19 protein-coding genes are annotated in these 25,053 nt (G+C 73.7%); 6 read left to right on the forward strand and 13 right to left on the reverse strand.

The features are described 5' to 3' along the window. The first annotated feature begins 168 nt into the window (after positions 1–168). On the forward strand, positions 169–672 hold the full coding sequence (locus M8J73_RS00135; RefSeq protein ID WP_055538414.1) for a hypothetical protein: 504 nt from the start codon (positions 169–171) through the stop codon (positions 670–672). Between the two features lie 70 nt (positions 673–742). Here M8J73_RS00135 and M8J73_RS00140 read toward each other — a convergent pair whose 3' ends face one another. From M8J73_RS00140 to M8J73_RS00170, 7 genes are all read right to left on the reverse strand, one after another. Beyond that, entirely contained in the window at positions 743–1,348 is a 606-nt protein-coding gene (locus M8J73_RS00140; RefSeq protein WP_249828074.1) for a TIGR03086 family metal-binding protein, read from the reverse strand. 40 nt (positions 1,349–1,388) lie between these two features. Next, positions 1,389–2,099, reverse strand: coding sequence for a hypothetical protein (locus M8J73_RS00145; RefSeq protein ID WP_240501156.1), 711 nt, complete (start codon positions 2,097–2,099; stop codon positions 1,389–1,391). A 103-nt stretch (positions 2,100–2,202) separates the two neighbouring features. After that, entirely contained in the window at positions 2,203–3,360 is a 1,158-nt protein-coding gene (locus tag M8J73_RS00150; RefSeq protein WP_055538095.1) for an XdhC family protein, read from the reverse strand. 85 nt (positions 3,361–3,445) lie between these two features. Continuing rightward, positions 3,446–4,909, reverse strand: coding sequence for an NCS2 family permease (locus M8J73_RS00155; RefSeq protein WP_055538096.1), 1,464 nt, complete (start codon positions 4,907–4,909; stop codon positions 3,446–3,448). Positions 4,910–5,303: 394 nt separating this feature from the next. Continuing rightward, positions 5,304–7,691 (reverse strand): xanthine dehydrogenase family protein molybdopterin-binding subunit, encoded by a 2,388-nt coding sequence (locus M8J73_RS00160; RefSeq protein ID WP_055538097.1) that lies wholly within the window; start codon positions 7,689–7,691, stop codon positions 5,304–5,306. A 3-nt stretch (positions 7,692–7,694) separates the two neighbouring features. Then, entirely contained in the window at positions 7,695–8,300 is a 606-nt protein-coding gene (locus M8J73_RS00165; protein ID WP_055538098.1) for a (2Fe-2S)-binding protein, read from the reverse strand. Continuing rightward, positions 8,300–9,190, reverse strand: coding sequence for an FAD binding domain-containing protein (locus tag M8J73_RS00170; RefSeq protein ID WP_055538104.1), 891 nt, complete (start codon positions 9,188–9,190; stop codon positions 8,300–8,302). The genes M8J73_RS00165 and M8J73_RS00170 overlap by 1 nt, the downstream gene beginning before the upstream one ends. A gap of 399 nt (positions 9,191–9,589) precedes the next feature. On the opposite strand from M8J73_RS00170, the gene M8J73_RS00175 reads away from it, so the two are divergent. Together M8J73_RS00175 and M8J73_RS00180 are read left to right on the forward strand one after the other, a co-directional pair. Beyond that, the gene (locus tag M8J73_RS00175) at positions 9,590–11,305 is read left to right on the forward strand and encodes a PucR family transcriptional regulator (RefSeq protein WP_055538099.1); all 1,716 of its coding nucleotides are present in this window, start codon (positions 9,590–9,592) and stop codon (positions 11,303–11,305) included. A 186-nt stretch (positions 11,306–11,491) separates the two neighbouring features. Then, a complete protein-coding gene (locus tag M8J73_RS00180) occupies positions 11,492–12,265 on the forward strand; it encodes a hypothetical protein (protein WP_055538105.1) in 774 nt (257 codons plus the stop codon). 108 nt (positions 12,266–12,373) lie between these two features. Here the strand turns inward: M8J73_RS00180 and M8J73_RS00185 are convergent, their stop codons facing one another. After that, positions 12,374–13,384 (reverse strand): GntR family transcriptional regulator, encoded by a 1,011-nt coding sequence (locus M8J73_RS00185; protein ID WP_055538100.1) that lies wholly within the window; start codon positions 13,382–13,384, stop codon positions 12,374–12,376. 279 nt (positions 13,385–13,663) lie between these two features. Between M8J73_RS00185 and M8J73_RS00190 the strand changes: the two genes are divergently transcribed. Both M8J73_RS00190 and M8J73_RS00195 read left to right on the forward strand, forming a co-directional pair. Then, positions 13,664–14,482, forward strand: a complete 819-nt coding sequence (locus tag M8J73_RS00190; RefSeq protein ID WP_055538101.1) for a (2Fe-2S)-binding protein — start codon at positions 13,664–13,666, stop codon at positions 14,480–14,482. 325 nt (positions 14,483–14,807) lie between these two features. Then, positions 14,808–15,863 (forward strand): DUF2637 domain-containing protein, encoded by a 1,056-nt coding sequence (locus tag M8J73_RS00195; protein WP_055538102.1) that lies wholly within the window; start codon positions 14,808–14,810, stop codon positions 15,861–15,863. Positions 15,864–15,941: 78 nt separating this feature from the next. Here M8J73_RS00195 and M8J73_RS00200 read toward each other — a convergent pair whose 3' ends face one another. After that, entirely contained in the window at positions 15,942–16,424 is a 483-nt protein-coding gene (locus tag M8J73_RS00200) for an ATP-binding protein (RefSeq protein ID WP_079054753.1), read from the reverse strand. Between the two features lie 550 nt (positions 16,425–16,974). Beyond that, positions 16,975–18,573 carry a protein phosphatase 2C domain-containing protein gene (locus M8J73_RS45420; RefSeq protein ID WP_249828159.1) on the reverse strand — a complete coding sequence of 533 codons (1,599 nt, stop codon included), beginning with the start codon at positions 18,571–18,573 and terminating at the stop codon, positions 16,975–16,977. 1,433 nt (positions 18,574–20,006) lie between these two features. Here M8J73_RS45420 and M8J73_RS00210 point away from each other — a divergent pair. Further along, the gene (locus M8J73_RS00210) at positions 20,007–20,489 is read left to right on the forward strand and encodes a DUF456 domain-containing protein (protein ID WP_055543320.1); all 483 of its coding nucleotides are present in this window, start codon (positions 20,007–20,009) and stop codon (positions 20,487–20,489) included. A gap of 370 nt (positions 20,490–20,859) precedes the next feature. On the opposite strand, the gene M8J73_RS00215 is transcribed toward M8J73_RS00210, so the two are convergent. The 3 genes from M8J73_RS00215 to rsgA form a co-directional block, all read right to left on the reverse strand. Then, entirely contained in the window at positions 20,860–21,444 is a 585-nt protein-coding gene (locus M8J73_RS00215) for a methylated-DNA--[protein]-cysteine S-methyltransferase (RefSeq protein WP_079055310.1), read from the reverse strand. Then, a complete protein-coding gene (locus M8J73_RS00220) occupies positions 21,441–22,964 on the reverse strand; it encodes a DNA-3-methyladenine glycosylase 2 family protein (RefSeq protein WP_372503863.1) in 1,524 nt (507 codons plus the stop codon). Before M8J73_RS00220 ends, M8J73_RS00215 begins: the two co-directional genes overlap by 4 nt. A gap of 289 nt (positions 22,965–23,253) precedes the next feature. Further along, the gene (gene rsgA / locus M8J73_RS00225) at positions 23,254–24,366 is read right to left on the reverse strand and encodes a ribosome small subunit-dependent GTPase A (RefSeq protein ID WP_249828075.1); all 1,113 of its coding nucleotides are present in this window, start codon (positions 24,364–24,366) and stop codon (positions 23,254–23,256) included. Positions 24,367–25,053 lie beyond the last annotated feature (687 nt).

Below are 25,053 nucleotides of genomic sequence, written 5' to 3' on the forward strand. Positions count from 1 at the left end.
GGGGCGGGACGTGCGGACGGGGCTCATGCTGCCGTACGCGGGGTGGCGGCGGTAGGTCCCGCGCGGCTTGCCTGCTCGCGCCCGGTAGCGCGTGCAGTGATCGTTCGTGGGACAGGGGCGGTTCGACGCGTCCGCCGTGTCCCCGATTGTTCACCTACGATCGGCTTCGTGGTCCTCTTCTCCCTCGAACGCCTCTCCAGCCTTCCCACCGACGTGGCCTGGCAGCGTCTCACCGACTGGCATCGCCACGCCGACGTCGTCCCCCTGACCCGGGTCACCGTCCGCACGCCTCCCCCGACCGCCGAGGGCACGGTCTTCGTCGCCCGCAGCGGTATCGGCCCCCTCTCCTTCGACGATCCGATGGAGGTGGTGGTGTGGCAGCCGCCGGAGGGCGGAGGGGTGGGGCGGTGTCGGCTCGTCAAACACGGGTCCCTCGTCCTGGGGTGGGCGGAGATCGAGGTCCATCCGTACGTCGACGGTGGCCGAGGGGAGGGGCACGGCGACGAGAGCGACCACATCGGCGCCCCCGTCGCTTCGCGCGTCCTGTGGCGCGAGGAACTGCGTGTCCACCGGCTGCCGGGCTTCTGCGACCGGCCCCTTGGATGGCTGTCCCGGCGGATGTTCGGGCGTGCGATGGACGGGCTGCTGGAGGAGACGCCCTCCGGGCGCTGAGCACGTCCACGGGTCGGCACTCGACCGTGCGCCCAACTGCCGGAGGCGTCCTACCTCGCCGCGAGCAGGGTCAGGAGGCGCTCCAGTGGGGGTCGCGGCCCAGGTAGCGCAGGAGGACCGCCACGTCGTCGTCGCCCTCGTCGGGCGTCAGGGCCGCGGCGTACGCGCCGTAGGGGCGGAGTGGCTCGACGATCTCCCCGGCGACCTCGAGGAGGGGGCGGGCGAGCGCGGGGGTGAGCGGCGAGGGTCGACCCGTCGCCAGAGCGATGTCCCAGGCGTGGACCGCTGCGTCCAGCCCGCAGGCCGCCGAGCCGGACCACGGGGACAACGTGTGCGGCGGTACCGGTACGGGCACCTCGGCGGCGTCCCGGTCGACCCCCGCCCACGCCTTCGCCGCGCGGGCCAGGGCGTCCTCCAGGAACGCCGCCGGGTCCACCCCCTCCAGGTCGCCCGACGGGGCGAACGGGTCGAAGTCGGGGCCGGGTTCGCCGGTCAGCGCGGCGGCATAGCCGATCTGGTCGCCGACGGCGTGCTGGAAGACCTGGGTGACGGTCCAGCCCGCGCAGGGCGTCGGCCGGTGCCAGCCGTCGGCGGGGACGGCGTGGACCACCGTGCGCAGTGCCATGTGGGAGGCGTCCAGGACGTCCCAGCCGCTGGAGGTCATGTCATCGCTCATCAGAGGTTCCCCGTTCGTGGTGCCGTCGACGTCATCGTGATCAATGGTGCGGGGTGCTGTCGCGGGGGGTGGCGAGGCCGTCCCGGCGGTCGCGGTCGCCGTCGCCGGTGGTGCTGAGGAGGGTGTCGCAGATCTCGCGCAGCTTGTCGGTGGCCTGCTTGGAGAACAGGCCGCACAGGCCGGCTATGCCGGAGAAGCCGTACGGGTTGGTGGCGCCGGCGCCGGAGCTGCCGGCGAAGAGGCCGCCGCGCAGCAGCAGGTAGACGAGGAGCGCGAGGGCCACGCCGATGCCGGCGCGCAGCAGGTACCACCAGAGCCAGCTCGCGTAGAGCCGCCGGTTGCCGACGTACGTCGCGAAGGAGGTGGCCGCGTGGACGAAGCTGCCGAGCGCACTGCACACCACCACGGCCAGCAGCATCGCCGTGTCCGCGGTCAGCGCCCAGTCGCCGAAGCCGAACGGCGACCAGCGGGCGGTGGCCGCGGGGTCCGCCCCCGGCTCGACCGTCGCCAGGACCACCGGCCACAGCGTCACGAGGGCGCCGCAGACGAAGACCACGTCGACGAGGAGGAAGAGGCCGAGCACGGTGGTCGCGGGTGTCGACAGCCGACGCTTGTCGCGGGTGCCGTCGGCTCCCCCGCCGGCCTCGCCGTCGTCCGGGCCCGAGCCCGTGCCGCCGTCGCCCCCGTCCAGGCCGGTGGCGCCGTCGGGGCCCTCGTCCATGCCCTCGCCCGCGCCGTGCCCCACGCTCACCGTGCTCAACTGACCGCCCCCGTCGTACTGTTGCCGTTTCCTGGACGGTCAACCCTGCCGTCCGGGCGGTCAAGTCACAAGTCGGGCGGTCCCTGGGCGGGCGTCAGGACACCCTCAGGCTCGGTACGTCCGCCGGGTTCGACGACGGGCCGTCGTGGTGGATCGGCGTGTGCGCGCCCGTCAGGGGGACCCCGGTGCCGCCGCGGCGGTGGGCGACGATCTCGGAGGCGATGGACAGGGCCGTCTCCTCGGGGGTGCGGGCGCCGAGGTCCAGGCCGATGGGTGAGCGGAGGCGGGCCAGTTCCAGGTCGGTGACGCCCTCCTCGCGGAGGCGTCGCTCGCGGTCGAGGTGGGTGCGGCGGGAGCCCATCGCGCCGACGTAGGCGACGGGGAGGCGCAGCGCGAGGCGCAGCAGCGGAACGTCGAACTTGGCGTCGTGGGTGAGGACGCACAGGACGGTCCGGGCGTCGACGTCCGTGCGCTCCAGGTATCGGTGCGGCCACTCGACGACGATCTCGTCCGCCTCCGGGAAGCGGGTGCGAGTGGCGAAGACGGGGCGGGCGTCGCAGACGGTCACGTGGTAGCCGAGGAACTTGCCTATCCGGACGAGCGCGGACGCGAAGTCGATCGCGCCGAAGACGATCATCCGGGGTGGTGGGACGGACGACTCCACCAGAACCGTGAGCGGCGCTCCGCAACGTGAGCCCTGCTCTCCGATCTCCAGGGTGCCGGTGCGGCCGGCGTCCAGGAGGGCGCGGGCCTCGGCGGCGACCGTGCGGTCGAGTTCGGGGTGGCCGCCGAAGCCGCCGTCGTACGAGCCGTCCGGGCGGACCAGCAGGGCCCGGCCGCGCAGCTCCGCCGGGCCGGAGACGATCCGGGCCAGCGCCGCCGCCTCCCCGCCCGCCGCCGAGGCGAGCGCGGCGGCGACCACCGGGCGGACGGGGTCGTCCGCCCGCACCGGTGTCACGAGGATGTCGATGATCCCGCCGCAGGTGAGGCCGACGGCGAAGGCGTCCTCGTCGCTGTAGCCGAAGCGTTCGAGGACCGGTTCGCCGTCCTCCAACGCCTGTCGGCACAGTTCGTAGACGGCGCCCTCCACACAGCCGCCGGAGACCGAGCCGATCGCCGTGCCGTCGGCGTCCACCGCGAGGGCGGCGCCCGGCTGCCGAGGGGCGCTGCCGCCGACGGCCACCACGGTGGCCACGGCGAAGTCGCGCCCCTGCCCGACCCACCGGTGCAGCTCGTCGGCGATGTCCAGCATCTCTCGGTCTCCTCACAGATTGCGGTTGCGCGGACGATACTCGGCGACCCGAAGCCGGCATGATCCGAACGACAGATCCAGGGCCCTAGTGCACGCCCAGCCAGCTCTCGATCGGGTCGAGTGCGAAGAAGACGACGAACACCGCCGTCAGACCCCACATGAACGCGCCGATCTCCCGCGCCCGGCCCTGGGCGAGCTTGATGGCGACGTACGAGACGACTCCGGCCGCGACGCCCGCGGTGATGGAGTACGTGAACGGCATGATCACGACGGTCAGGAAGACGGGGGTCGCGGTGGCGCGGTCGGACCAGTCGACGTGCCGGGCGTTGGTCATCATCATGGCGCCGATGACCACCAGGGCCGCCGCCGCGACCTCGCCGGGGACGATCGCCGTCAGCGGGGTGAAGAACAGGCAGGCGGCGAAGAACACTCCGGTGACGACGGAGGACAGGCCCGTGCGGGCGCCCTCGCCGACCCCGGTCGCCGACTCGACGAACACCGTCTGGCCGGAGCCGCCGGCCACACCGCCGATCGCGCCGCCCGCCCCGTCGATGAACAGCGCCTTGGACAGGCCGGGCATCCGGCCCTTGTCGTCGGCGAGGCCCGCCTCCGTGCCCACGCCGATGATGGTGGCCATCGCGTCGAAGAACCCGGCGAGGACGAGAGTGAAGACGATCATGCCGACCGTCATCGCGCCGACGTCGCCCCAGCCGCCGAACTCGATGTGCCCGAAGAGTGAGAAGTCCGGCATCGAGACCGCGCTGCCGTGCAACTCGGGTGCGCCGCCCGCCCATTGCTTCGGGTCGACGACGCCGAGGGCGTTGAGGACGACGGCGAGGACGGTCCCGCCGACGATGCCGAGCAGGATCGCGCCGGGGACACCGCGGGCCTGGAGCATGAAGATCGCGAGGAGGGTGGCCGCGAAGAGCAGGACGGGCCAGCCGGCGAGTTCGCCGGCGGGGCCGAGGGTGACCGGGGTCGCCTTGCCCTGGTGCACGAAGCCGGCCTTGTAGAAGCCGATCAGGGCGACGAACAGGCCGATGCCCATGGTGATCGCGTGCTTCAGGGCCAGCGGGATCGCATTCATGATCATTTCGCGGAGGCCGGTGACGACCAGCAGCATGATGATCACGCCGTACATCACGCACATGCCCATCGCCTGCGGCCAGGTCATCTGCGGGGCGACCTGCGAGGCGATGACGCCGGAGACGGACAGGCCCGCGGCGAGGGCGAGCGGCACCCTGCCGACGAAGCCCATGAGGAGGGTGCTGACGGCCGCGGCGAGGGCGGTCGCCGTGATCAGGGCCTTCTGGCCGAGGGTGGCGCCCGCGGCGTCCGGGCCGGACAGGATGAGCGGGTTGAGCAGGAGGATGTACGCCATCGCCATGAAGGTGGTGACGCCGCCGCGCACCTCACGGGCGACGGAGGACCCTCGGGCGGTGATGTGGAAGTACCGGTCGAGTGAGGACCTGTCGGCGGGGAGGCGGGGTTCCGCGGCCGCGTCGTCCGCTGCGGCGTCGGCCTTCGGGTGGAGGGACTGCTGGGTCATGTGGGCCTACTCCCAAGGTTCACAGGGGCCCCCGCGCTGCGTTTGGCCGCTACGCGCGGGATTTGGGAAGGCGCCCGACCCGGGGGACGGCCCGAGACGAACGGGGTACCTGCGGTGCCGGGCAGCCGTTGGGGGCGTTGCCCGGCGGTGGGGTTGCTGTGGCGTAGAGCTCGGCCGGTACGGTGCGTCGGCGACCGCGGGTGGGTGGGGGCTGGTCGCGCAGTTCCTCGTGGCCCTTGGCGGCATGGGTCGCGCCCGGCGCTTTCAAGGGCCGCAGGCCCTTGAGGGGCGCGGGGAACTGCGCGAGCAACCACAGACCACCCGAGGCCGCCGAACAACCCGCACCCCCGAGCTCGTACGCGACCGAACCGGACTCCTACGCGGCCGAACCGGACTACGCCGTACCCGTCAGGTGTTCGGGTCGTACCGGCGTCCGGTTCAGTTCCCGGCCCGTCGCCGCCCGGATCGCCGCGAGGACGGCCGGGGTGGAGGACAGGGTGGGGGCCTCGCCGATGCCGCGCAGCCCGTACGGCGCGTGGTCGTCGGCGAGTTCGAGCACGTCGACCGGGATGGTCGGCGTGTCGAGGATCGTGGGGATGAGGTAGTCCGTGAAGGACGGGTTGCGGACCTTCGCCGTCTTCGGGTCGACGATGATCTCCTCCATGACGGCGATGCCGAGGCCCTGTGTCGTGCCGCCCTGGATCTGGCCGAGCACGGACAGCGGGTTGAGGGCCTTGCCGACGTCCTGCGCGCAGGCCAGTTCGACGACCTTCACCATGCCCAGCTCGGTGTCGACCTCGACGACGGCGCGGTGCGCGGCGAAGGAGTACTGGACGTGGCCGAAGCCCTGCCCGGTGCGCAGGTCGAAGGGTTCGGTCGGCCGGTGCCGCCACTGCTCCTCAACCTCGACGGCCTCGTCGCCGAGGACGTCCACCAGGTCGGCGAGGACCTCACCGGCGTCGGTGACGACCTTGCCGCCCTCCAGGAGGAGTTCGGCGGTCGCCCACGCGGGGTGGTACGTGCCGAACTTGCGGCGGCCCAGCTCCAGGACCTTCTCCCGGACCAGTTCGCAGGCGTTCTTCACGGCGCCACCGGTGACGTACGTCTGGCGGGACGCGGACGTCGAACCGGCCGAACCGACCTGGGTGTCGGCCGGGTTGATGGTGACCTGGGTGACGCCCAGCTCGGTGCGGGCGATCTGCGCGTGGACGGTGATGCCGCCCTGGCCGACCTCCGCCATGGCCGTGTGGACCGTCGCGACCGGTTCGCCGCCGACGACCTCCATGCGCACCCGTGCCGTGGAGTAGTCGTCGAAGCCCTCGGAGAAGCCGACGTTCTTGATGCCGACGGCGTAGCCGACGCCGCGGACGACGCCCTCGCCGTGGGTGGTGTTGGACAGGCCGCCCGGCAGCTCCCGTACGTCCGCCGCCTCGCCCGCCGCGAGCCACTGCTGCTCGGGGGGCATGGGCATCGCCTTGACGCGGCGCAGGAGTTCGGCGACCGGGGCCGGGGAGTCGACGACCTGCCCGGTCGGCAGGGCGGTGCCCTGGGACATGGCGTTGAGCCGGCGGAACTCCACCGGGTCCATGCCGAGCTTCGCCGCCAGCTTGTCCATCTGGGCCTCGTACGCGAAGCACGCCTGGACCGCGCCGAAGCCGCGCATCGCGCCGCAGGGCGGGTTGTTGGTGTAGAGGGCGATGGCCTCGATGTCGACGTCGTCTATGACGTACGGGCCCGCGCCGAGGGAGGCGGCGTTGCCGACGACGGCCGGGGAGGAGGAGGCGTACGCGCCGCCGTCGAGGACGATGCGGGCCTTGAGGTGGGTGAGCTTGCCGTCCTTCGTCGCCCCGTGCTCGTAGTGGAGCTTCGCGGGGTGGCGGTGGACATGGCCGAAGAAGGACTCGAAGCGGTTATAGACGATCTTGACGGGCTTGCCGGTGCGCAGGGCGAGCAGGCATGCGTGGATCTGCATCGAGAGATCCTCACGGCCTCCGAACGCGCCGCCCACTCCCGCCAGCGTCATACGGACCTTGTCCTCGGGCAGGCCCAGGACCGGGGCGATCTGGCGCAGGTCGGCGTGCAGCCACTGGGTGGCGACGTAGAGGTCGACGCCGCCGTCCTCGGCGGGGACGGCGAGCCCGGACTCGGGGCCGAGGAACGCCTGGTCCTGCATGCCGAAGACGTACTCGCCCTCGACGATGACGTCCGCGCGCTCGCGGGCCTTCGCGACGTCGCCGCGGACGATGGGCTGGCGGTGGACGATGTTGGGGTGGGGAACGTGTCCGATGTGGTGGTCGGTGCGGTTCTCGTGGACGAGGATCGCGTCCGGCGCGGTCGCGGAGGCCTCGTCGGTGATGACGGGGAGTTCGCGGTACTCGACCTTGATCTTGGCGGCGGCGCGGCGCGCGGTCTCCGGGTGGTCAGCGGCGACGATCGCGACGGGCTCGCCGTGGTGGCGGACCTTGCCGTGGGCGAGGACCGGGGTGTCCTGGATCTCCAGGCCGTAGTTCCTCACGTCGGTCGGCAGGTCGTCGTACGTCATCACGGCGTACACGCCGGGTGTGGCGAGAGCCTCGCCGGTGTCGATGGAGACGATCTCGGCGTGGGCGACCGTGGAGCGCAGGATCTGGCCCCAGAGCATGTCCTCGTGCCACATGTCGGAGGAGTAGGCGAACTCCCCGGTGACCTTGAGGGTGCCGTCGGGGCGGAGGGTGGACTCGCCGATGCCGCCCTTGGTGCGGGAGCCCTGGGTGATGTTGGTGGGCAGGCCGGTGGTTCCCATGTTTCAGACCCCTTCGGACTGCCGGGCGGCCGCGAGGCGGACCGCGTCCATGATCTTCTCGTAGCCGGTGCAGCGGCACAGGTTGCCCGAGAGTGCCTCGCGGATGTCCGCGTCGGTCGGGTTGGGGTGGCGCTCCAGCATCTCGTCGGCGGCGACGAGGAGTCCGGGGGTGCAGAAGCCGCACTGGACGGCGCCGGCGTCGATGAACGCCTGCTGGATCGGGGAGAGTTCGGTGCCCTCGCCGGTCTGGGAGTCGGTGCCGCGGGCGGCCCAGCTCCGGGCCTCGTCGAGCGGGGTGCCGGCCGCGGTGTCCGTGGTGCCGCACGCGCCGGAGGCGCAACCGCCGTGCTCGGCGCGCTGCTTGGCGAAGTCGGCGAGCCCTTCGACGGTGACGACCTCGCGGCCCTCCACCTGCCCGGCGGCGACCAGACACGCGCACACCGGCACACCGTCGAGGCGGACGGTGCACGAGCCGCACTCGCCCTGCTCGCAGGCGTTCTTGGAGCCGGGAAGCCCCAGGCGTTCCCTGAGGACGTACAGCAAGGACTCGCCCTCCCACACGTCGTCGGCCTCCTGCGGACGTCCGTTGACCGTGAAATTGACCCGCATCAGGCGGCTCCCTCCGTGCGGGCGGCGTTGCCGCGGTACGACTCCCAGGTCCACATGAGCGTGCGGCGGGCCATGACGCCGACGGCGTGCCGTCGGTAGCTCGCGGTGCCGCGGACGTCGTCGATCGGGTTGCAGGCGGCGGAGCACAGCTCGGCGAACTGCTTGGCGACCGACGGGGTGATGATCCTGCCGTTGTCCCAGAAACCGCCCTCGTCGAGCGCCGCGTTCAGGAAGTCCTCGGCGACCTTGGCCCGGACGGGGGTCGGCGCGGCCGAGCCGATGCCGGTGCGGACGGTGCGCGTCGCGGGGTGCAGGGCCAGTCCGAAGGCGCACACGGCGATGACCATGGCGTTGCGGGTGCCGACCTTGGAGTACTGCTGCGGTCCGTCGGCCTTGTCGATGTGGACGGCGCGGATCAGCTCGTCGGGGGCGAGCGCGTTGCGCTTGACGCCGGTGTAGAAGTCGTCGATGGGGATGAGCCGGGCGCCCCGTACGGACTCGACCTCGACCCGGGCGCCCGCCGCGAGGAGGGCCGGGTGGGCGTCGCCGGCCGGGGAGGCGGTGCCGAGGTTGCCGCCGACGCCGCCGCGGTTGCGGATCTGCGGGGAGGCCACCGTGTGCGAGGCCAGGGCGAGGCCGGGCAGCTCGGGCCGGAGGTGCTCCATGATCCGGGTGTAGGGGACGGAAGCGCCCAGGCGAACCGTCTCCTCGCCGACCTCCCACTCGTAGAGGTCGCCGATCCGGTTCAGATCCAGCAGGTACTCGGGCCGACGATGATCGAAGTTGATCTCGACCATCACATCGGTGCCGCCGGTGATCGGCACAGCGGTGGGGTGCTCGGCCTTCGCGGCGAGCGCCTCCTCCCAGCTGGCGGGGCGAAGGAAGTCCATCTGACCGGCTCTCTTCTTCGTCTCAGTCGTCTCGGAGTGGTTCCGTTTGAGCCAGATCGTGTGCGGCGGGCCCGGCTCGTTCATGTGCTGTTCATGAGGGGTCGACGCCAGTACACAGCGCTCTCCTCGGCCCCGGTCAGTCACGGAAACCATGAAGGAGTTGCCTGGCCAGGGGGCGCATCTTGTAGATTCGTATGAACGGAGGCCATCAGCAACCTCCTCGTTTTGCTCTGGAAACACACAGCACACATCCGGAGCCGGGCGGGTGGGTTTTCGAAAGTCCCAGGCCACGCCCCGGACGTGTCCCGGCCTTCCGTAACCACCCTCCTCCGGAAGCCACCGGGGCGCCCCCCGGGCGAACCGACCACAGATTTCGAGACAAGAACGGCGGCGACGAGAATGCGCCTGCGCGCACTGCTGGACACCGACGCGCTGGGCCTGCGGCTGCTCGGCGGCGAGGACGAGCTGGACCGCACCGTACGGGGTGTGATGACCACCGACCTGCGGGACCCCAGCCGCTACCTCTCCGGCGGCGAGCTGGTCCTCACCGGCCTCGCCTGGCGCCGTGACGCCACCGACTCCGAACCCTTCGTACGGATCCTCGTCGGCGCCGGGGTCACCGCCCTGGCGGCGGGTGAGGCCGAGCTGGGCGCCGTCCCCGAGGACCTCGTCGTGGCGTGCGCCCGGCACCGGCTGCCGCTGCTGGCGGTCAACGAGTCGGTGGCCTTCGCGACGATCACCGAGCACGTCGTGCGGCAGGTCTCCGGTGAGCGCGCCGGGGACCTGGCGGCCGTGGTGGACCGCCACCGCCGGATGATGACGTCCGGCCCGGCGGGCGGAGGCCCGGACGTGGTCCTCGATCTGCTGGGCTCCGACCTGGACCTGCGGGCGTGGGTCCTCTCCCCCACCGGCCGCCTCATCGCGGGCCCCAAGGTCGCGGGGCCCGCCCTGCCAGCCGAGCTGTGCGCGCGGCTGGCAGGCGAACACCTGGCGGCGGCGCGCACGGGGCGGCGCGGGCCGTACCGGGTGGGCGTCGGCACAACGACGTATTCCTTGTTCCCGATCAGCGGCGCGGGCCGCTCCGGGAACGCCGCCGCCAGTGATGTGCGCGAGACGGTGCTGTCCGACTGGCTGCTCGCCGTGGAGGCCGACGCCGGGGACTGGCCCGCCGAGCGGCTCGACCTGCTGCACGGCGTCACCCAGCTGATCGCCGTCGAGCGGGACCGCCGTGACGCGGCCCGCACGGTACGGCGCCGGCTCGCCCAGGAGGTCCTGGAGCTGGTGCAGGCGGGTTCGGCGCCCGCCGAGATCGCGGCCCGGCTGCGGGTCGCCGCGCCGGTGCTCCTGCCCGGCCTCGGGGCGGCCCCGCACTGGCAGGTCGTCGTGGCGCGGGTCGAGTGGGAGGAGCAGGGCCCCGCGGCCGACAACGGCGGCGGGCGACGCGCGGCGGGGATCGACGGGGGGCCGGTGGCGCAGGCGCTGCTGGAGGAGATCCTCGTGGACCCCCTGGCGACCGGCCCCGAGCACTCCGACCGGATCGCCGTCGCCCACACGGGTGACGAGGCCATCGCGCTCGTCCCGTTGCCCGCCGTCTCCACGGAACACGACGGCTCCGAGTCCGGCCTCCACGCCGACACCCTGCTCGCCGCCGTACGGGACCCGCTGTCGGCCGGCCTCGACGGCGACGGGCGGCTCACCCTCGGCGTCAGCGCGGCCGTGCACTCGGCGGAGGGCCTGCGGGGTGCCCTGGAGGAGGCCCGGCACGCCCGCCGGGTGGCGGCGGCACGCCCCGGCCGGGTCTGCGCGGCCGGCCACCAGGAGCTGGCCTCCCACGTCCTGCTGCTGCCCTTCGTCCCCGACGACGTCCGCCGCGCCTTCACCGCCCGTCTCCTGGACCCGCTGCGTGACTACGACCGCCGCCACCGCGCCGAGCTGATCCCCACCCTGGAGGCGTTCCTGGAGTGCGACGGCTCCTGGACCCGCTGCGCGGCCCGCCTCCACCTGCACGTCAACACACTGCGCTACCGGGTGGGCCGTATCGAGCAGTTGACGAGCCGGGACCTGTCCCGCCTGGAGGACAAGCTGGACTTCTTCCTGGCACTGCGGATGAGTTAGCGCCCAGGGGCGGCGAGTTGGCGCTGACGGCGCGGAGTCCGAGGGGTGGTGGAGGAAGATCGATGTGCGCCCTCCGCACCCCATGACTTTGTGAATTCTTTCACCCACCCTCTTGGCCAGCCCGGCCATTCGTGCTGAGATGCCGCCACCAACTCAAAGCTCAACGGTGTGCTCGGGGAGGGCAACGTGGCGCATACCGCCATGTCTGGTAACGGAACGACCGCCGGCGACGATCCACTCCAGACCGCGGTATGGCGCCTGCGTTCACGAGCGTGCTGGGTCGACGCGGCCGCCCTCATCGAACCCGTCACCCCACAGGCCGCGCTGCAGCGCACCGCGCTCCTCGTCGAACGCTGCCTCTACACCGAGCAGGGCTGGGAGGAGGCCGAGGACGCGCTGCGCACGGCCGAGGCGCAGGCCCGGACCGACGACGAGCGGGGCGCGGCGGCCTGTGAGCGCGGCCAGTTGGCGTACGCGGCCACGCTGCTCGGTGTCCGCGACCGCTCGGACGAGGCGCGGGCCGCGCTGGGCCGGGCCGCCGCGCTGATCGCGCCGGGGGCGCCCGGCCGGGCGCTGCTCGACTTCCGTCGGGGCCTCCTCGCGGAGAACCTCGCCCACGCCCCGCAGGCCGCGCGCGCCGCCTACCGCCGCGCCCACGCCGGCGCCACGGCCCACGACAATCTGCTGTTGCAGTCGTTCACCTGGCGCCATCTGGCGGGACTCGCCCTGCGCGACGGCGAGTTGGCAGAGGCGCGCCACGGCTTCGCCGAATCCCTGCGCATCCGCGAGGAGTTGGGCTATCTCGTGGGTACGGCCCCCGCGCTCGCGTCGCTCGCCGACACCGAGCCCGAACCGGAGGCGTCCCGCCTCCGCGAGGAGGCCCGCCGCCTCTTCCGCCTCCTGGGCGGCGTACCGACCTGGCTCGCCAGGCAACTGGCCCCACCGGCGGCCACGGCGTGAGGACGGGGACAAGGACACCGGACACCGCCATGCTTTCAGGGGCGCGGGGAACTGCGCGACCAGCCACAGACCACGGGCACCCGGCGAACAACCCGCACCCCTACGGCGCTAGACCGCCCCGCCGAAGTGGTTCCCCATGAGGCACTCCACGGCCTCGAGATCCCCCGCGGCCAGCGCGTCCAGCAGCGCGATGTGCTCCGCCGCGTCGGCCATCAGCTCCAACCGCGAAGCGGCCGACCCGGCGGTCAGCGGCAGCTGACTCCTGCGGTGCAGGTCGTCCGCGATCTGCACCAACTGCTCGTTGCCGGCCAGCGACAGCATCCCCCGGTGGAAGGCCCGGTCCGCCTCCCCGTACGTCGCCCGGCACCCGGCGGACGCCGCCCGCGCCGTCTCCTCGGCCAGCGGCCTCAGCTCGGCCCAGTTGTCGGCCGGCAGCGTCCGCGCGAGCCGCAGGATCACCGGCACCTGGAGCAGCGCCCGCACCTCCGCCAGTTCGGCCAGCTCACGGGCGCCGCGCCGCACGACGCGGAAGCCCCGGTTGGGGACGACCTCGACGGCGCCCTCGATCGCCAGTTGCTGCATCGCCTCGCGGACCGGGGTCGCCGAGACCCCGAACTGCTCGCCGAGCGCGGGCGCCGAGTACACCTCGCCGGGTGTCAGCTCACCGGCGGCGAGCGCGGCCCGCAGGGCGTCGAGGATCTGCCCGCGCACGGAGGCCCGCTGCACGACGGGGCGCCCCGGCGGGCGCAGCCCGTCCGACCCTGCCTCGTCCCCGGTCCCGCCACTACGGGGAAGAGGGATCGGCGTCTCACTGTGGGTGTGCTCCCCACGGGCGGCGTCGGCAGGCGGCACGGTGCCACGGCGGCCCGCGTCGGCCGCATTCGGCCCGGCACCGCGGCGGCCCGCCTCACCGGCCGGCGCGGCATCAGCGCGGTCGGCGTCGCGGCGGGCGGCAGCACGGCGGCCGGCGCTCCCGGCGGCGTCCGCGGTGAGGCCCCGCACCCGGTCCACGTCCGTCACTCCCGGCTGCGCGGGCACTCGGTAGGCCGTGGCCGGACGGGCGGCGTCGAACGCACTCGCGGCAGGGGCCTGGCGCGAACGCGGTCCGGCCTGGTCCACAGGTCCTCCTCCGAGCCGAGTCATGGGTCCACGTGTGTGTCGGGCGTGTCCGGTAGTGCGGCCGGCCGGTACGGCCACCGGCACCCGGGGGCGGTTGGTCACTACTGGGGTTGTTACCGGTCGTTAAGCACCATAGGCGCACATGCCCTCAGTTCAAACCCGGACTACCCAGAGCGAGCCTCGGGTAAGGTAAGCCTTACCTTGCAGCGACGGCGAAACGGCGGTCCCCGTATGCCCCTCTCCGCACCGGCACCGGCCCCCTCTCCGCGCACGTCACCCATGACGACCGCCTACGCGCGGTTGACCGAGGTCCTGCCCGTGATGAGCGTGACAGAACTCTCCCTCGCGGATCCATTGCCCGAAGGTGAGGGATGGGTGGGCGCAACCGGGCTCGCGGCGGGCGGCGCGGCGCTGGACGCGTTCCTGGCGTGGGACGAGGACCAGATCCTCCGGGACCACGGACGGAAGGGGCGCCCCGACGTCGTGGCCACCTTCGGACTGCACCGCTACTCCTGGTACGCGTGCCTCCTCTTCACCGTCCCCTGGTTCCTGGAGCGCCGGGTGCCGCGCTTCCCGACGGAGCACGTGGCGTTCCAGCGGGAGCGGAGCCGGCTGGCGGTCCGCGGTGAAACGTTCAGCTGCCTGCCCGGCGATCCGGCCGCCACCGCGCCCGGCGCCCGTGTGGTCCCGGACGAGGAGGCGCTGCGGGCCGAGCTGCGCGCCGCGTTCGCCGAGCACATAGAACCGGTCCTCGGCGGCTTCGGCCCCCGGATGCGGCGACGCGGCCGCGCCCTGTGGGGCATGGCGACCGACGAGATCGTGGAGGGCATCTGGTACATCGCCGAACTGCTCGGCCCCGATGAGCGGGAGCGGTGCCGACGCGAGCTGGAGCTGCTGCTGCCGGGCGCGACCCGCCCTTACGTGGGCGCCGCGGGCTTCCGTGACCCGTCCGGGCCCGGCGGTGAGCCACTGTCGACGCGCGACCGGGCGAGCTGCTGCATGTATTACACGCTGGACCCCGAGGACACCTGCGCCACCTGCCCGCGCACCCGCGAGGCCGAACGGATCGCCAAGCTCACGTCGCCCGCGGCAGCCTGACGGACCGTCTCCCCCGGACGACCGGGACCCCCCGGCGACCGACTGGGGCATGTGCCGTAAGATCCACTCCAGGTGGGACCCTCGTTGGGTTACAGGTGGTTCACAAATTCCTCACTCCTCACGGGAACTTTCCGTGGAACCACTCGAACGGGTAATCTCACTCGCACTCAACTCCCGTCCCTCGCGCGGTAGTTCGAGCAGAATGCCGCCTGGCGTCACTCATTGCACTTCCTTGGCGGTCTCTTGCCCCGAAACCCCCTGAGGGCCGCGAGGATTGGGCCACTATGGCGGGCGTTACGCCCTATCCCAATGCAAGGGACCCCTGATGAGATTGACCGACATATCGCTGAACTGGCTGCTTCCGGGCGCCGTACTGCTCCTGGGCATGCTGGCGGCGGTGGCGGTGCTCGCGCGCGGCAAGCGCTCCGGGGAGCACGCTAAGACCGAGGATTCGTGGGAACGCAGTGAGGAGCGCCGCCGGCGCAAGGAAGCCCTGTACGGCACCGCTTCCTACATTCTTCTCTTCTGCTGTGCCGCGGTCGCCGCGGCGCTCTCCTTCCGGGGCCTGGTCGGGTTCGGTGAACAGAACCTGGGCCTCACCAATGGGTGGCAGTACCTGGTTCCGTTCGGCCTGGACGGCGCCGCCATGTTCTGCTCGGTGCTCGCGGTCCGCGAGGCCAGCCACGGTGACGCCGCTCTCGGCTCCCGCATACTCGTGTGGACGTTCGCGGGTGCCGCAGCCTGGTTCAACTGGGTGCACGCGCCCCGTGGTCTCGGCCACGACGGCGCCCCGCAGTTCTTCGCCGGCATGTCCCTGTCCGCCGCGGTGCTGTTCGACCGCGCGCTGAAGCAGACGCGCCGCGCGGCGCTGCGCGAGCAGGGTCTGGTGCCGCGTCCGCTGCCGCAGATCCGTGTGGTCCGCTGGCTGCGGGCTCCGCGTGAGACGTACAGGGCCTGGTCGCTGATGCTGCTGGAGGGTGTGCGCAGCCTGGACGAGGCCGTGGACGAGGTGCGCGAGGACAAGCGCCTCAAGGAGGAGAACCGCGCGCGCAAGCGGGAGCACGAGCGTCTGGAGCGCGCCCACCTCAAGGCCATCAGCCGCGGCCACCGGGGTCTGCCCGGCCGTGGCGGCGGCGGTGGCGGTGGCCAGCGCCAGGTGGACACCACCGTGGAACGCGTCCCCGCACAGGCGGTCTCGGAGCCTGCCATATCGGCGCCGGAGCCCCTGCCCGTGCGTACCCGCCCCTCCCTGCAGCCCGTGCGCAACGGCTCTGACAAGTCGATCACCGTGGATCTCACCGCGGAGGACGACACGATGGCCCTGCCTCGGCTGGACTCCCTGGAGCGGAAGCTCAAGGACCTTGAGCAGCAGTTCGGCTGAGTCCGGACCACACCATCGGACAGGGGCGCGGCATCAGCCGCGCCCCTGTCCGTTTGCTTGTTCGTTTGCTTGTTCGTTCTAGGTGAGGCCGCCGTCGAGGTCGAACCAGACCGACTTGCCCACCCCGTGCGCCCGTACCCCCCAGGAGTCGGCGAGGGACTGCACGAGGAGGAGACCGCGGCCATGGGTGCTGTCGTCGGTCTGCGACATCCTCGGTTTGGGCCTGCGGGCCACGAAGTCCCGTACCTCCACATGGAGTCCGCGGGGTGAGACCGTGGCGGTCAGCACCGCGTCGTCGTCGGTGTGGATCAGTGCGTTGGTGACCAGTTCACTGGTGAGCAGTTCCGCTATCTCCGATCTCCCCGGCCGCCCCCACTGCCGCAGCAACTCCCGCAGGGCCTTACGGGACTCGGGCACCGCCCGGAGATCCGCCCGCCCGAGTCTGCGCCTGAGCTGACCGGCACCGGGCTGCGCCGGCACATCGTCGGTCTCTTCCTCCACCGTTTCCGCCGAGGACGCCCCGATCGCCACGGGACCGCCTCCTCGCGCCTGCCTCTTCATGACCCCCGCCCACGCGCCGATGACCGATTCCCCTCCTGCTCGAACACGCACACGGGGATCCTTGCCCGGTCCGGATCGCGGCACTCATGTCGAATCGTCAACGACCCTCCGTACGTCTTCAAACGCACAGGGTCAAGCCAGCCATCGGTACCGGAAGACAGCGCTTCCCGCCCCGGAAAACCCCCTCACACGCCGACGAACCCGACGGCGCGCCCCCGGCCGGGCGGCCGGTACCCGACCCCGCGGTCCCGGCCAACCCCCACGTGAGGCCGGGGATCCGGCCGTGTCGCCACGGCACGTGACGGGCGGACGAGCCCCGCACCGGCGGCGGATGCGGACCGCTCGACGACGATGATGTTCATTGGCTGAAATCAAGCGCTGGTACAGGCCAACCGGGCGGCCGGTACGACGGCTTGACAGCGGCCACCGGGCGAGGGGCCGTACGCGTCGCCCTCCGTCTATCCCGCTCCGCCCGGTTCACCCGGCTGACCTGCCCAGCTCGCGTACACCCGTACGCCCAGGCGGGCACCCGGAGAGGTCACGGAGAGGGTCACGCCTCCCAGACGGCCGCCGCCGTACGGTCGTCCGCGTAGCCCTTGACCCGGACCTGGGTGTCGGCGAGGTAGGCGGCGAGACCGGGCGGCTCGTCGGTACGCCAGCGCGCCGCGAGGTGGTCGGCGAGCTGTTCCTCCCCGCGCAGGGGATCGGCGAGCCCGGGGGTGCACAGCAGCAGGACGTCGCCCTCGCGGGCCACCGAGGCACGGAACCGGAAGGGTTCACGGGGCGGCGCGGGGGCGGGTTCGTACGGGCTCGGCGGCGTCGTGATGCCGAGGTCCATGGTGAGCCGGTCGCCCTCGGGGGTCTCGTGCGGCAGCGAACCGAATCCGACGACCGGCGCACCGGCGGCCTCGGCGACCCGCGGCTCGATGTCCTGCCACTCCCCGCCCCGCAGCCGGAACAGTCCGCCGGGGCCGACCCCGAAGAACACCCGCGTACGGCACCGGGGGTCGGCCGGGAGCAGCAGACAGCGCAGGCTCGCGGTGTACTCCTCCGGGTCGAGCCCCTGCTCGACCGCGCTCGCGCGGAGTCTGCCGAGGCTGCGGTCGGTGAGCCGGTGCAGCCCCGACTTCAGGTCGCCGCGCCGGCCGGCCCTGATGTCCTCCACGAGGCGGGCGTGGCTGCGCCCGATCGCCTGCCCGATCCACCGGCACGCCTCGGCCGCCGCCCGGTGCGCGCCCGGGGTCGCCCGGACTCCGGTCGCCATCGCCACCAGCACCAGGGCCTGCTCGCCCCCACCGAACCGGGCGGTCAGCAGCGAGTCCCGGCGCGGTTCGCCGCGGTAGCGCGAGGAGTCCCCGCGCAGGGAGACGGCACGCAACGTACAAGCCCCGTAGCGCGCGCCGTCCAGCACCGTGTCCGCGACGAGGTCGCCGAGATCGTCCGGGTCGGCCGGTGGCAGCGCGCTCGGCTCGGGGTCGTACGTGGGCGGCCCGGACCCCACGTGGTCCACGTGCACCGGCTGGCTCCCGGTGACCAGCCTGACCTCCTGCGCCTGGAGGGTCCGCGGGTCCACGTCCGCGCCGAGCCGCGCGTCGGAGGGCTCGGGAACAGCGGGGCCGGACGGCACGGCGGTACCCGCCGAGGCACCGAGAACCGGACCTGGGGAGGGCGGCACGGCGTCCGGGAGGTCGTCCGGGGAGGGGGTGCCGGGTGGGGTGGGGACCGATGGTGGGGCGGCGGGAGGCTGGGGGGAGGGGACGGGGTCCGAGGGCGGGGTCGGTGGCACGGCGCCGGTCGGTGCGGGGTGGGCCGGGGCGGGCGGTACGGGTGCGGAGGGTGGGGGTGGGACGGCGTGGGGCGGCGGGGGTGGAACGGCGTCTGCGGGTGCGGAGGGCGAGGGCGGCACGGGCTGGGTCGGCGGGGGTGGAACGGCGTCTGCGGGTGCAGAGGGCGAGGGCGGCACGGGCTGGGCCGGCGGGGGTGGAACGGCGTCCGGGGGCGGAGGCGTGGCGGGGGGCGACCAGGGGTGGGAGGTCAGCGGGCCGGTTCCGGAGCGGGTCGGCCCGGCCGGGCGCGCCCAGGGCCCCGGGGGCCACAGCGAGCCGGACGGGCTCGACCGCCTCGACGACGGGGAGGCGGAACCGGGCAGGGCATCCGACCCGGACGGCGAACCTGCGCCACCGCCCGGAGCCGCCTCACCGGACGGCCGCCCACCCGACGCCGCAGCACGGAACCCGGGGGGCCTCGGCCCGGGCGGGAAGACCCCGGGCTCCGGTGCGTCGGCGGACGGGGGCTGCCCGGCGGACGGCGGCTCGTCGGTGGACGGCGGCCGCGCGCCGCCCGACGGTGGGGCGGACGGAGGCCGAGCGGCGTCCGGAGGCTGACCACCGGACGGGGGCTGGTCGCCGACGGGGAGCTGGCCGCCCGCCGGGGGCTGACCGCCGACACGGTGCGGACCGGCGGACGGCGGCTGCCCGGCGTACGGCGGCTCGTCCGCGGACGGCGGCGGGGCGGACGAAGGCCGAGCGGCGGCCGGGGGCTGGCCGTCGGCGCGGTGCGGACCGGCGGACGGCGGCTCGTCCGCGGACGGCGGCTCGTCCGCGGACGGCGGCCGCGCGCCGCCCGACGGTGGGGCGGACGAAGGCCGAGCGACGGCCGACGGTGGGGCAGCCGGGGGCTGACCACCGGACAGGGGCTGGCCGCCGGCGCGGGGCCGCTGACCGGTGGAGGGCTGCTCGGCGGACGGGGTCCGGTCCGTCGGTGTCGGCTGGGTGGGCGGGGCGGCGTCGGGCGATGGTGAAGCGGTGGGCGTCGGCTCCCATGGGGCCGGCTGGGGGTGCAGGCCGCTGCGGCGCAGGGCCTCGGTGGCGGGGTCGGCGGACGGGGGCGCGGGAGGCGGCTCGGGCGCCGGAGCTGGGGCGGGTGTCCGGTGGTCGGGGGAACCCTGGGGCGGCACCCTGTCCGAAAGGGGTCCGGCGGCCGAGGGACCCGACGGGGCTGCCGAGCCCGCGGAGGCGGAGCCGCCGGGGCCGGTGCTTCTCGTGCCCGTATCGCTCGGACCGTCTCGTCCGTCCGGTTCGGCTCCCCGGGCTCCCCGCGTGCCCGGCGTGCCGGTCACGCTCGTCCCGTTCGACGGTGCCTTCGGCCGATTCGCGACCGTGTTCGCCGCCGAGGCGAACCGATCGTCGAGGGAATCGGCCGCGACCGAGGGGCCCGTGTCCCCACTGGCGTCGTCGTACAACTGCCGCCACCAGTCGTCCTCATGACCGGTCGGCCTCTCCCCCTGCTGGCTCATGCCCCTAATTGTCCACCTCAACTGCCGTATGAAAACGGGGCATCCGGAAAATCAGCCCGCAGAGCCGACGACCGCACGGCGTGTCGGACTACACGTCGAACTCCGGTGCGAGACAAGGGCGTCGAGGGGCCGGAGGTTCCTCCGGGGATGGGTGTTGTCCCGTACCTGGGGCGGTGGTAAGGGGACGCCCTGTCCGCCCACCGGAAGCGGCTGGCGGCGGCTGTGTGGTCGGCGCCGGGGCCCCTCCCTGACCTGCGTCTTCTCGTGCGGTCCTGCACCCTGGGCAGATGGGAGTGTGGGAACTCCTGCTGGTCGGCGTGGTCGTGCTGCTCGGCCTGTGCGGAGTGCTGGTGCCCGGCGTACCGGGGTCCCTGCTGCTCTGGGCCGGGGTCATGTGGTGGGCGCTGGAGGAGCCCCGCCCGGTGGCCTGGTGGGTGCTGGTCGGCTCCACCATCGTCCTGCTGCTGTCCCGGGCGGCCCGCTGGATGCTGCCTCCCCGGCGCCTGGAGCTGAGCGGCGCCTCCCCCCGGATGGCGGCGTACGCCGGTGTCGGGGCGCTCCTGGGCTTCGTCCTCGTCCCGGTGGTCGGCGCGATCCCCGGGTTCATCGGCGGCATCTACCTCTGCGAGCGGCTCCGGCTCGGCCGGCACCGCGAGGCGGCGGCGGCCGTGCGCACGGCCATGCGGTCCGGCGGCTCCAGCGTGCTGGCGGAACTCTTCGCCTGCCTGCTCGTCGCGGGGGCGTGGATCGGGGCGGTACTCGGCCGCTGAGCGACGCCCTGACGTTGCGGATCGAGGCCCCCGACAGGGCGGGGACCGTACCGGACGCGGCGGCCGCCCAGGTACCCGTCCAGCGCCGGGCCGCCGCGGACGGGGCCCCGGTGGGTGTCGGCCCTCGTCGGCAGCGCGCCGATCACCGTCGCCACGAGGAGGACGAGGCTCAGGACGTACGCCTGCGCGGTTGCCGACGCGGCGGCGGCCCGGGGGGCGGTGTTGGCGCCCGGGGTCGTGTCGGCCACGCGGGCCGCCCTCCGCTCCGCGGAAGCGACACAAGCCCCTCATCACTTCCCGGCCCGGCGGACCCGCGCACCCGCCCTCACGTCACCGGGCGGACCTGTGCACACGCGTCCTGATCCCCGCGTCACGAGGCCACGTCGCCGTCCCGTCCGTCGGTCCGGAGCACTCCCTCCAGGCCGAGCAGCAGACGCTTGCGGTCGAGGCCGCCGGCGTATCCCGTGAGGGAGCCGTCCGCGCCGATCACCCGGTGGCAGGGCCGCAGGATGAGCAGCGGGTTGGCGCCGATCGCGCCGCCGACGGCTCGGACGGCGGCCCTGGGCGCGCCGATACGGGAGGCGATGGCGCCGTACGTGGTGGTCGCGCCGTACGGGACGTCGTCGAGGGCGGCCCAGACCCGCTGCCGGAACTCCGTGCCCTCGGCGCGCGACTCCAGCCGGAACTCCTTCAGCTCCCCGGCGAAGTAGGCGGCGAGCTGTTCCGCGGCCTCCCGGAAGGGCGCCGGGTCGTGGCGCCAGTCCGCGAGCGGCACCCGGCCGCCCTTCTGCTCCGGCACGGAGAGGGAGGTGAGCACGCCGGACGCGTCGGCGGTCAGGAGGAGGGGGCCGACGGGGCTGTCGACGGTGGTGCAGTAGGTCCGCTGTCCGGCGCTCACGGCTGAACTCCTTGTTTCCACTGGTCTGATCGTCGCTTCCGGTGGGGGCGTTGTCATCCGGTGCTCCGGGTGCTCGGGGTGTTCCGGATGCTCCGGGTCGCTGGGCCCAGGTGGCGCAGGGCGTACGAGCGCCAGGGCCGCCAGGCGTCGGGCAGGGGCATGTCCGGTGGGGCCACGTCCGGGTCGCCGAGGGCCCGGGTGCGGATCTCGGCGACGGTGCGCGGGTCCATGCCCGGCAGGGCGAGCAGCGCGGCCTCGGCCTCGTCGCGGTCGGCGCCCACGTCGAGGCGTACGGCGCCGTCGGCGAGGGCCGTGGCGAGCGCGCGGAGGGGCCCGCCGGTGTCGGCGTCGGCCAGGGCGGCCGGTTCGGGGAACAGATGGGTGAGCGTCCCCTGCGGGGCGTCCAGGCTCTTGCCGTACGCGTGTACGAGCCGTGCGGCTTCGGCGGGTCCGGCGAGGGCGCGGATCGCGAACTCCTCCGGGTCCGCCGCCCCCGGCGAGCGCAACCCCGGCCGGGCGGCGACCAGCGGGGCGAGCCGCTCGTCGGCGCCGAGGCGCTCGTCGACGGCATACGGGTCGGCGTCGAGGTCGAGGAGGCGGCGCAGCCGCTGGACGGCGGTGGTGAGGTCACGGGGGTCGGTGAGGTGGAGGCGGCCGTCCAGCCAGCCGCCGGGGTGACCGCCGGGTGGGCCGGGTGCGGGGGCCGTGCGGCCGCGGGCGCCGGTGCCGGGGCGTTCGTCGACCTCGGCGATCCCGGTGCCGTACGGCAGGCGCAGCGTGCGGCGGTAGGTGCGGCGACCTCGGGGGCCGCTCAGCTCCTCGACGCCGGGGATCGCCTCGGCGGCGAGGACGTCGAAGAGGGCGGTGGACTGGTGGGGGCCGCGGTGGGCGAGGCGCAGGGGGATGCCCGCGGACGGGATGCCGGTGCCGTCGGAGGAAGGAGTGCGGGTGCCTCGTCCGGGGGTTGTGGGGCGCGGGCGGGCGGGGGTGGCCGGGCGTCGGCCCGCGGGGGGTGCGGCGCGCAGGTCCGTGGGGGTCGCGGCGTAGATCGCGCGGATCGTGTCGTTGAACTGGCGGACGCTCGCGAACCCGGAGGCGAAGGCGACCTCCGTGATCGGCAGGGTCGTGGTCCGGAGGAGGACGCGGGCGGTGTGGGCACGTTGGGCGCGGGCCAGCGCGACGGGGCCCGCGCCGACCTCGGCGGTGAGCTGCCGCTGGATCTGGCGGGTGCTGTATCCGAGACGTTCGGCGAGGCCTGCGACGCCTTCCCGGTCGACGACTCCGTCCGCGATGAGGCGCATGGCGCGGGCCACGGCGTCCGCGCGGACGTTCCACTCGGCCGAGCCGGGGGTGGTGTCCGGGCGGCAGCGGCGGCAGGCCCGGAACCCGGCCTGCTGAGCGGCGGCCGCGGTGGGGTGGAAGCGGACGTTGTGCCGTTTCGGGGTCACCGCGGGGCAGCTGGGGCGGCAGTAGATACCGGTGGTCGTGACGGCGAAGAAGAAGGTGCCGTCGAAGCGGGCGTCCCGGCTGCGCACGGCCTCGTACCTGGTGTCCTCGGTGTCCTCGATGTCCTCCACGGTTCCAGTCTCGGTGACGGCGGACGGTCCGGCTGGCGGGATTCGGACACGGCGCTCGGCGTCCGCCGACAACGCCGGGCGGTACTCCGCATCCGCCCGCCTCACCGGCACCGCCGGGCGGCCGGTCGCTCGGGGGGACGCGGGGGTTTGGCGGGGTGCGGGCGGTCCGGCGGGTGCGGGCGGTTCGTGGTTTCTCGCGCAGTTCCCCGCGCCCCTGAAGGGCCGGGCCCGCGGTCTCTGGAGGGCGGGCCCGCGGGCCCGCCCTCCAGGGGATACCGGCCGTCGGGGACTAGCGGCGGCCGCCGCGCTTCGCCTCCATTGCCGCGCGGCCCTCCGCTCCCTTGCGCTTCCACTCCTTGCGGATCTCCGCGCGCAGGCGGGCGTCGCTCTTGGCGACGATGCGCTGGTTCTCGCGGAGGAGCTTGCGGTAGCTCTCCAGGCGGCGCGGGGACAGGGCGCCCGTCTCCACGGCCAGGAGCACCTCGCAGCCCGGCTCGGCGACGTGCGCGCAGTCGTGGAAGCGGCAGCGCGCTCCGAGTTCCTCGATCTCCGCGAAGACCTGGTTGACACCGGTCTCGGCGTCCCAGAGGCCGACTCCGCGCAGCCCGGGGGTGTCGATGAGCACTCCGCCGCCGGGGAGGGCGAGGAGGTTGCGGGTGGTGGTGGTGTGCCGGCCCTTGCCGTCGACGTCGCGGGTGGCCTGGACGTCCATGACGTCCTCCCCGAGCAGCGCGTTGGCGAGGGTCGACTTGCCCGCGCCGGACTGCCCGAGCAGCACGGAGGTGCCGCCGGAGAGCACCGCGCCGAGGACGTCGAGGCCCTCGCCGGAGGTGGAGCTGACGGGGATGACGGGGACGCCGGGCGCGGTGGTCTCGACGTCCTGCACCAGGTACGCGAGCGTCACTGCGTCCGGCACGAGGTCGGCCTTGGTGAGCACGACCACCGGTTGTGCTCCGGACTCCCAGGCCAGCGCGAGGAATCGTTCGACGCGGCCGAGGTCGAGTTCCACGGCGAGCGACACGGCGACGACGGCGTGGTCGACGTTGGCGGCGAGGATCTGGCCCTCGGCCCGCTTGGAGGAGGTGGAGCGCACGAACGCGCTGCGGCGGGGCAGGTAGGTGCGGACGTAGCGGGGGTCGCCCGCGGGTTCGACGGCGACCCAGTCGCCGGTGCACACGACCCGCATGGGGTCGTGCGGGGTGACGAACGCGGTGTCGGCCCGCAGCGGGCCGTCGGCCGTGATGACGTCGCACTGCCCGCGGTCGACCCGGACGACCCGCCCGGCGACGAGGCCCTCGGCGTCGTACGGGGCGAAGGCGTCCGCCCAGGCGTCGTCCCAGCCGTAGGGAGCGAGAGCGGAGAGAGAGGAGGCGGAACCGGAAGGAGAGCCGGAGAAAGTCAAGGGAGACCCTTCACAAGGGTGGTCCCGGCAGCCGCGCGAGCCCGTCAGGGGCGGCGCGGAGTGAAGTGTGGGTGTGTCAGCCGGAGACCACGGAGGTGGACTTGATGGATTCCTGGATGAGGGCAGCGCTCGTCACCGTGACAGCCATCGGTCGACACCTCCTGTTCTCTGCTCGTGGTCGGCACCGGGCGGCCGAAGAGGCCGCGGTGCGGGGTGATCACACCCTAGCGGGGCCCAGCGGGGCCCCGTCAATCGAATTAACTGGCAGCCGCGCATCCGCCCCCGACCAGGGCAGCCGGGGCGGGCGGCGCAGCCGGGGCGCCGGCTCGGGGGCGACGAGCGCCCGACCTGCCGGTCCGCCGGCAGACCCGACCTGCCACTCTGCCGGTCCGCCCGCCCTTCCCGCATGCCAGATGTCAGACGGCCGGTCGGCCCGGCAGACCGGTAGGGCCGACTCACCGGTCAGCCGGTAGGCACCGACCTGCCACTCTGCCGGTCCGCCGGTAGGCCCGACTTGCCGGTCTGACGGTCGGCCGGTCCGCCGGTAGGCCCGACTTGCCGGTCTGACGGTCGGCCGGTCCGCCGGTCGGCCCGACCTGCCGGTCCGCCAGATGCCAGACGGCCAGCCCGGCTTGTCGGTGTGCCCGGCTGCCCATGCGCCCGCCCTGCCCCGCGCCGACCTCCGGC

It is taken from the genome of Streptomyces neyagawaensis (genome assembly GCF_023516595.1).
Lineage (GTDB): Bacteria > Actinomycetota > Actinomycetes > Streptomycetales > Streptomycetaceae > Streptomyces > Streptomyces neyagawaensis.

Excerpts from the sequence above, each read along its gene's own strand:
- M8J73_RS00140 (WP_249828074.1), bottom strand. The coding sequence starts at position 1,348 with ATGAGCGATGACATGACCTCCAGCGGCTGGGACGTCCTGGACGCCTCC.
- M8J73_RS00210 (WP_055543320.1), top strand. The coding sequence starts at position 20,007 with ATGGGAGTGTGGGAACTCCTGCTGGTCGGCGTGGTCGTGCTGCTCGGC.
- M8J73_RS00160 (WP_055538097.1), bottom strand. The coding sequence starts at position 7,691 with ATGGGAACCACCGGCCTGCCCACCAACATCACCCAGGGCTCCCGCACC.
- M8J73_RS00165 (WP_055538098.1), bottom strand. The coding sequence starts at position 8,300 with ATGCGGGTCAATTTCACGGTCAACGGACGTCCGCAGGAGGCCGACGAC.
- M8J73_RS00150 (WP_055538095.1), bottom strand. The coding sequence starts at position 3,360 with ATGCTGGACATCGCCGACGAGCTGCACCGGTGGGTCGGGCAGGGGCGC.
- M8J73_RS00190 (WP_055538101.1), top strand. The coding sequence starts at position 13,664 with ATGACGACCGCCTACGCGCGGTTGACCGAGGTCCTGCCCGTGATGAGC.
- M8J73_RS00155 (WP_055538096.1), bottom strand. The coding sequence starts at position 4,909 with ATGACCCAGCAGTCCCTCCACCCGAAGGCCGACGCCGCAGCGGACGAC.
- M8J73_RS00175 (WP_055538099.1), top strand. The coding sequence starts at position 9,590 with ATGCGCCTGCGCGCACTGCTGGACACCGACGCGCTGGGCCTGCGGCTG.
- M8J73_RS00170 (WP_055538104.1), bottom strand. The coding sequence starts at position 9,190 with ATGGACTTCCTTCGCCCCGCCAGCTGGGAGGAGGCGCTCGCCGCGAAG.
- M8J73_RS00200 (WP_079054753.1), bottom strand. The coding sequence starts at position 16,424 with ATGAAGAGGCAGGCGCGAGGAGGCGGTCCCGTGGCGATCGGGGCGTCC.
- M8J73_RS00195 (WP_055538102.1), top strand. The coding sequence starts at position 14,808 with ATGAGATTGACCGACATATCGCTGAACTGGCTGCTTCCGGGCGCCGTA.
- M8J73_RS00215 (WP_079055310.1), bottom strand. The coding sequence starts at position 21,444 with ATGACAACGCCCCCACCGGAAGCGACGATCAGACCAGTGGAAACAAGG.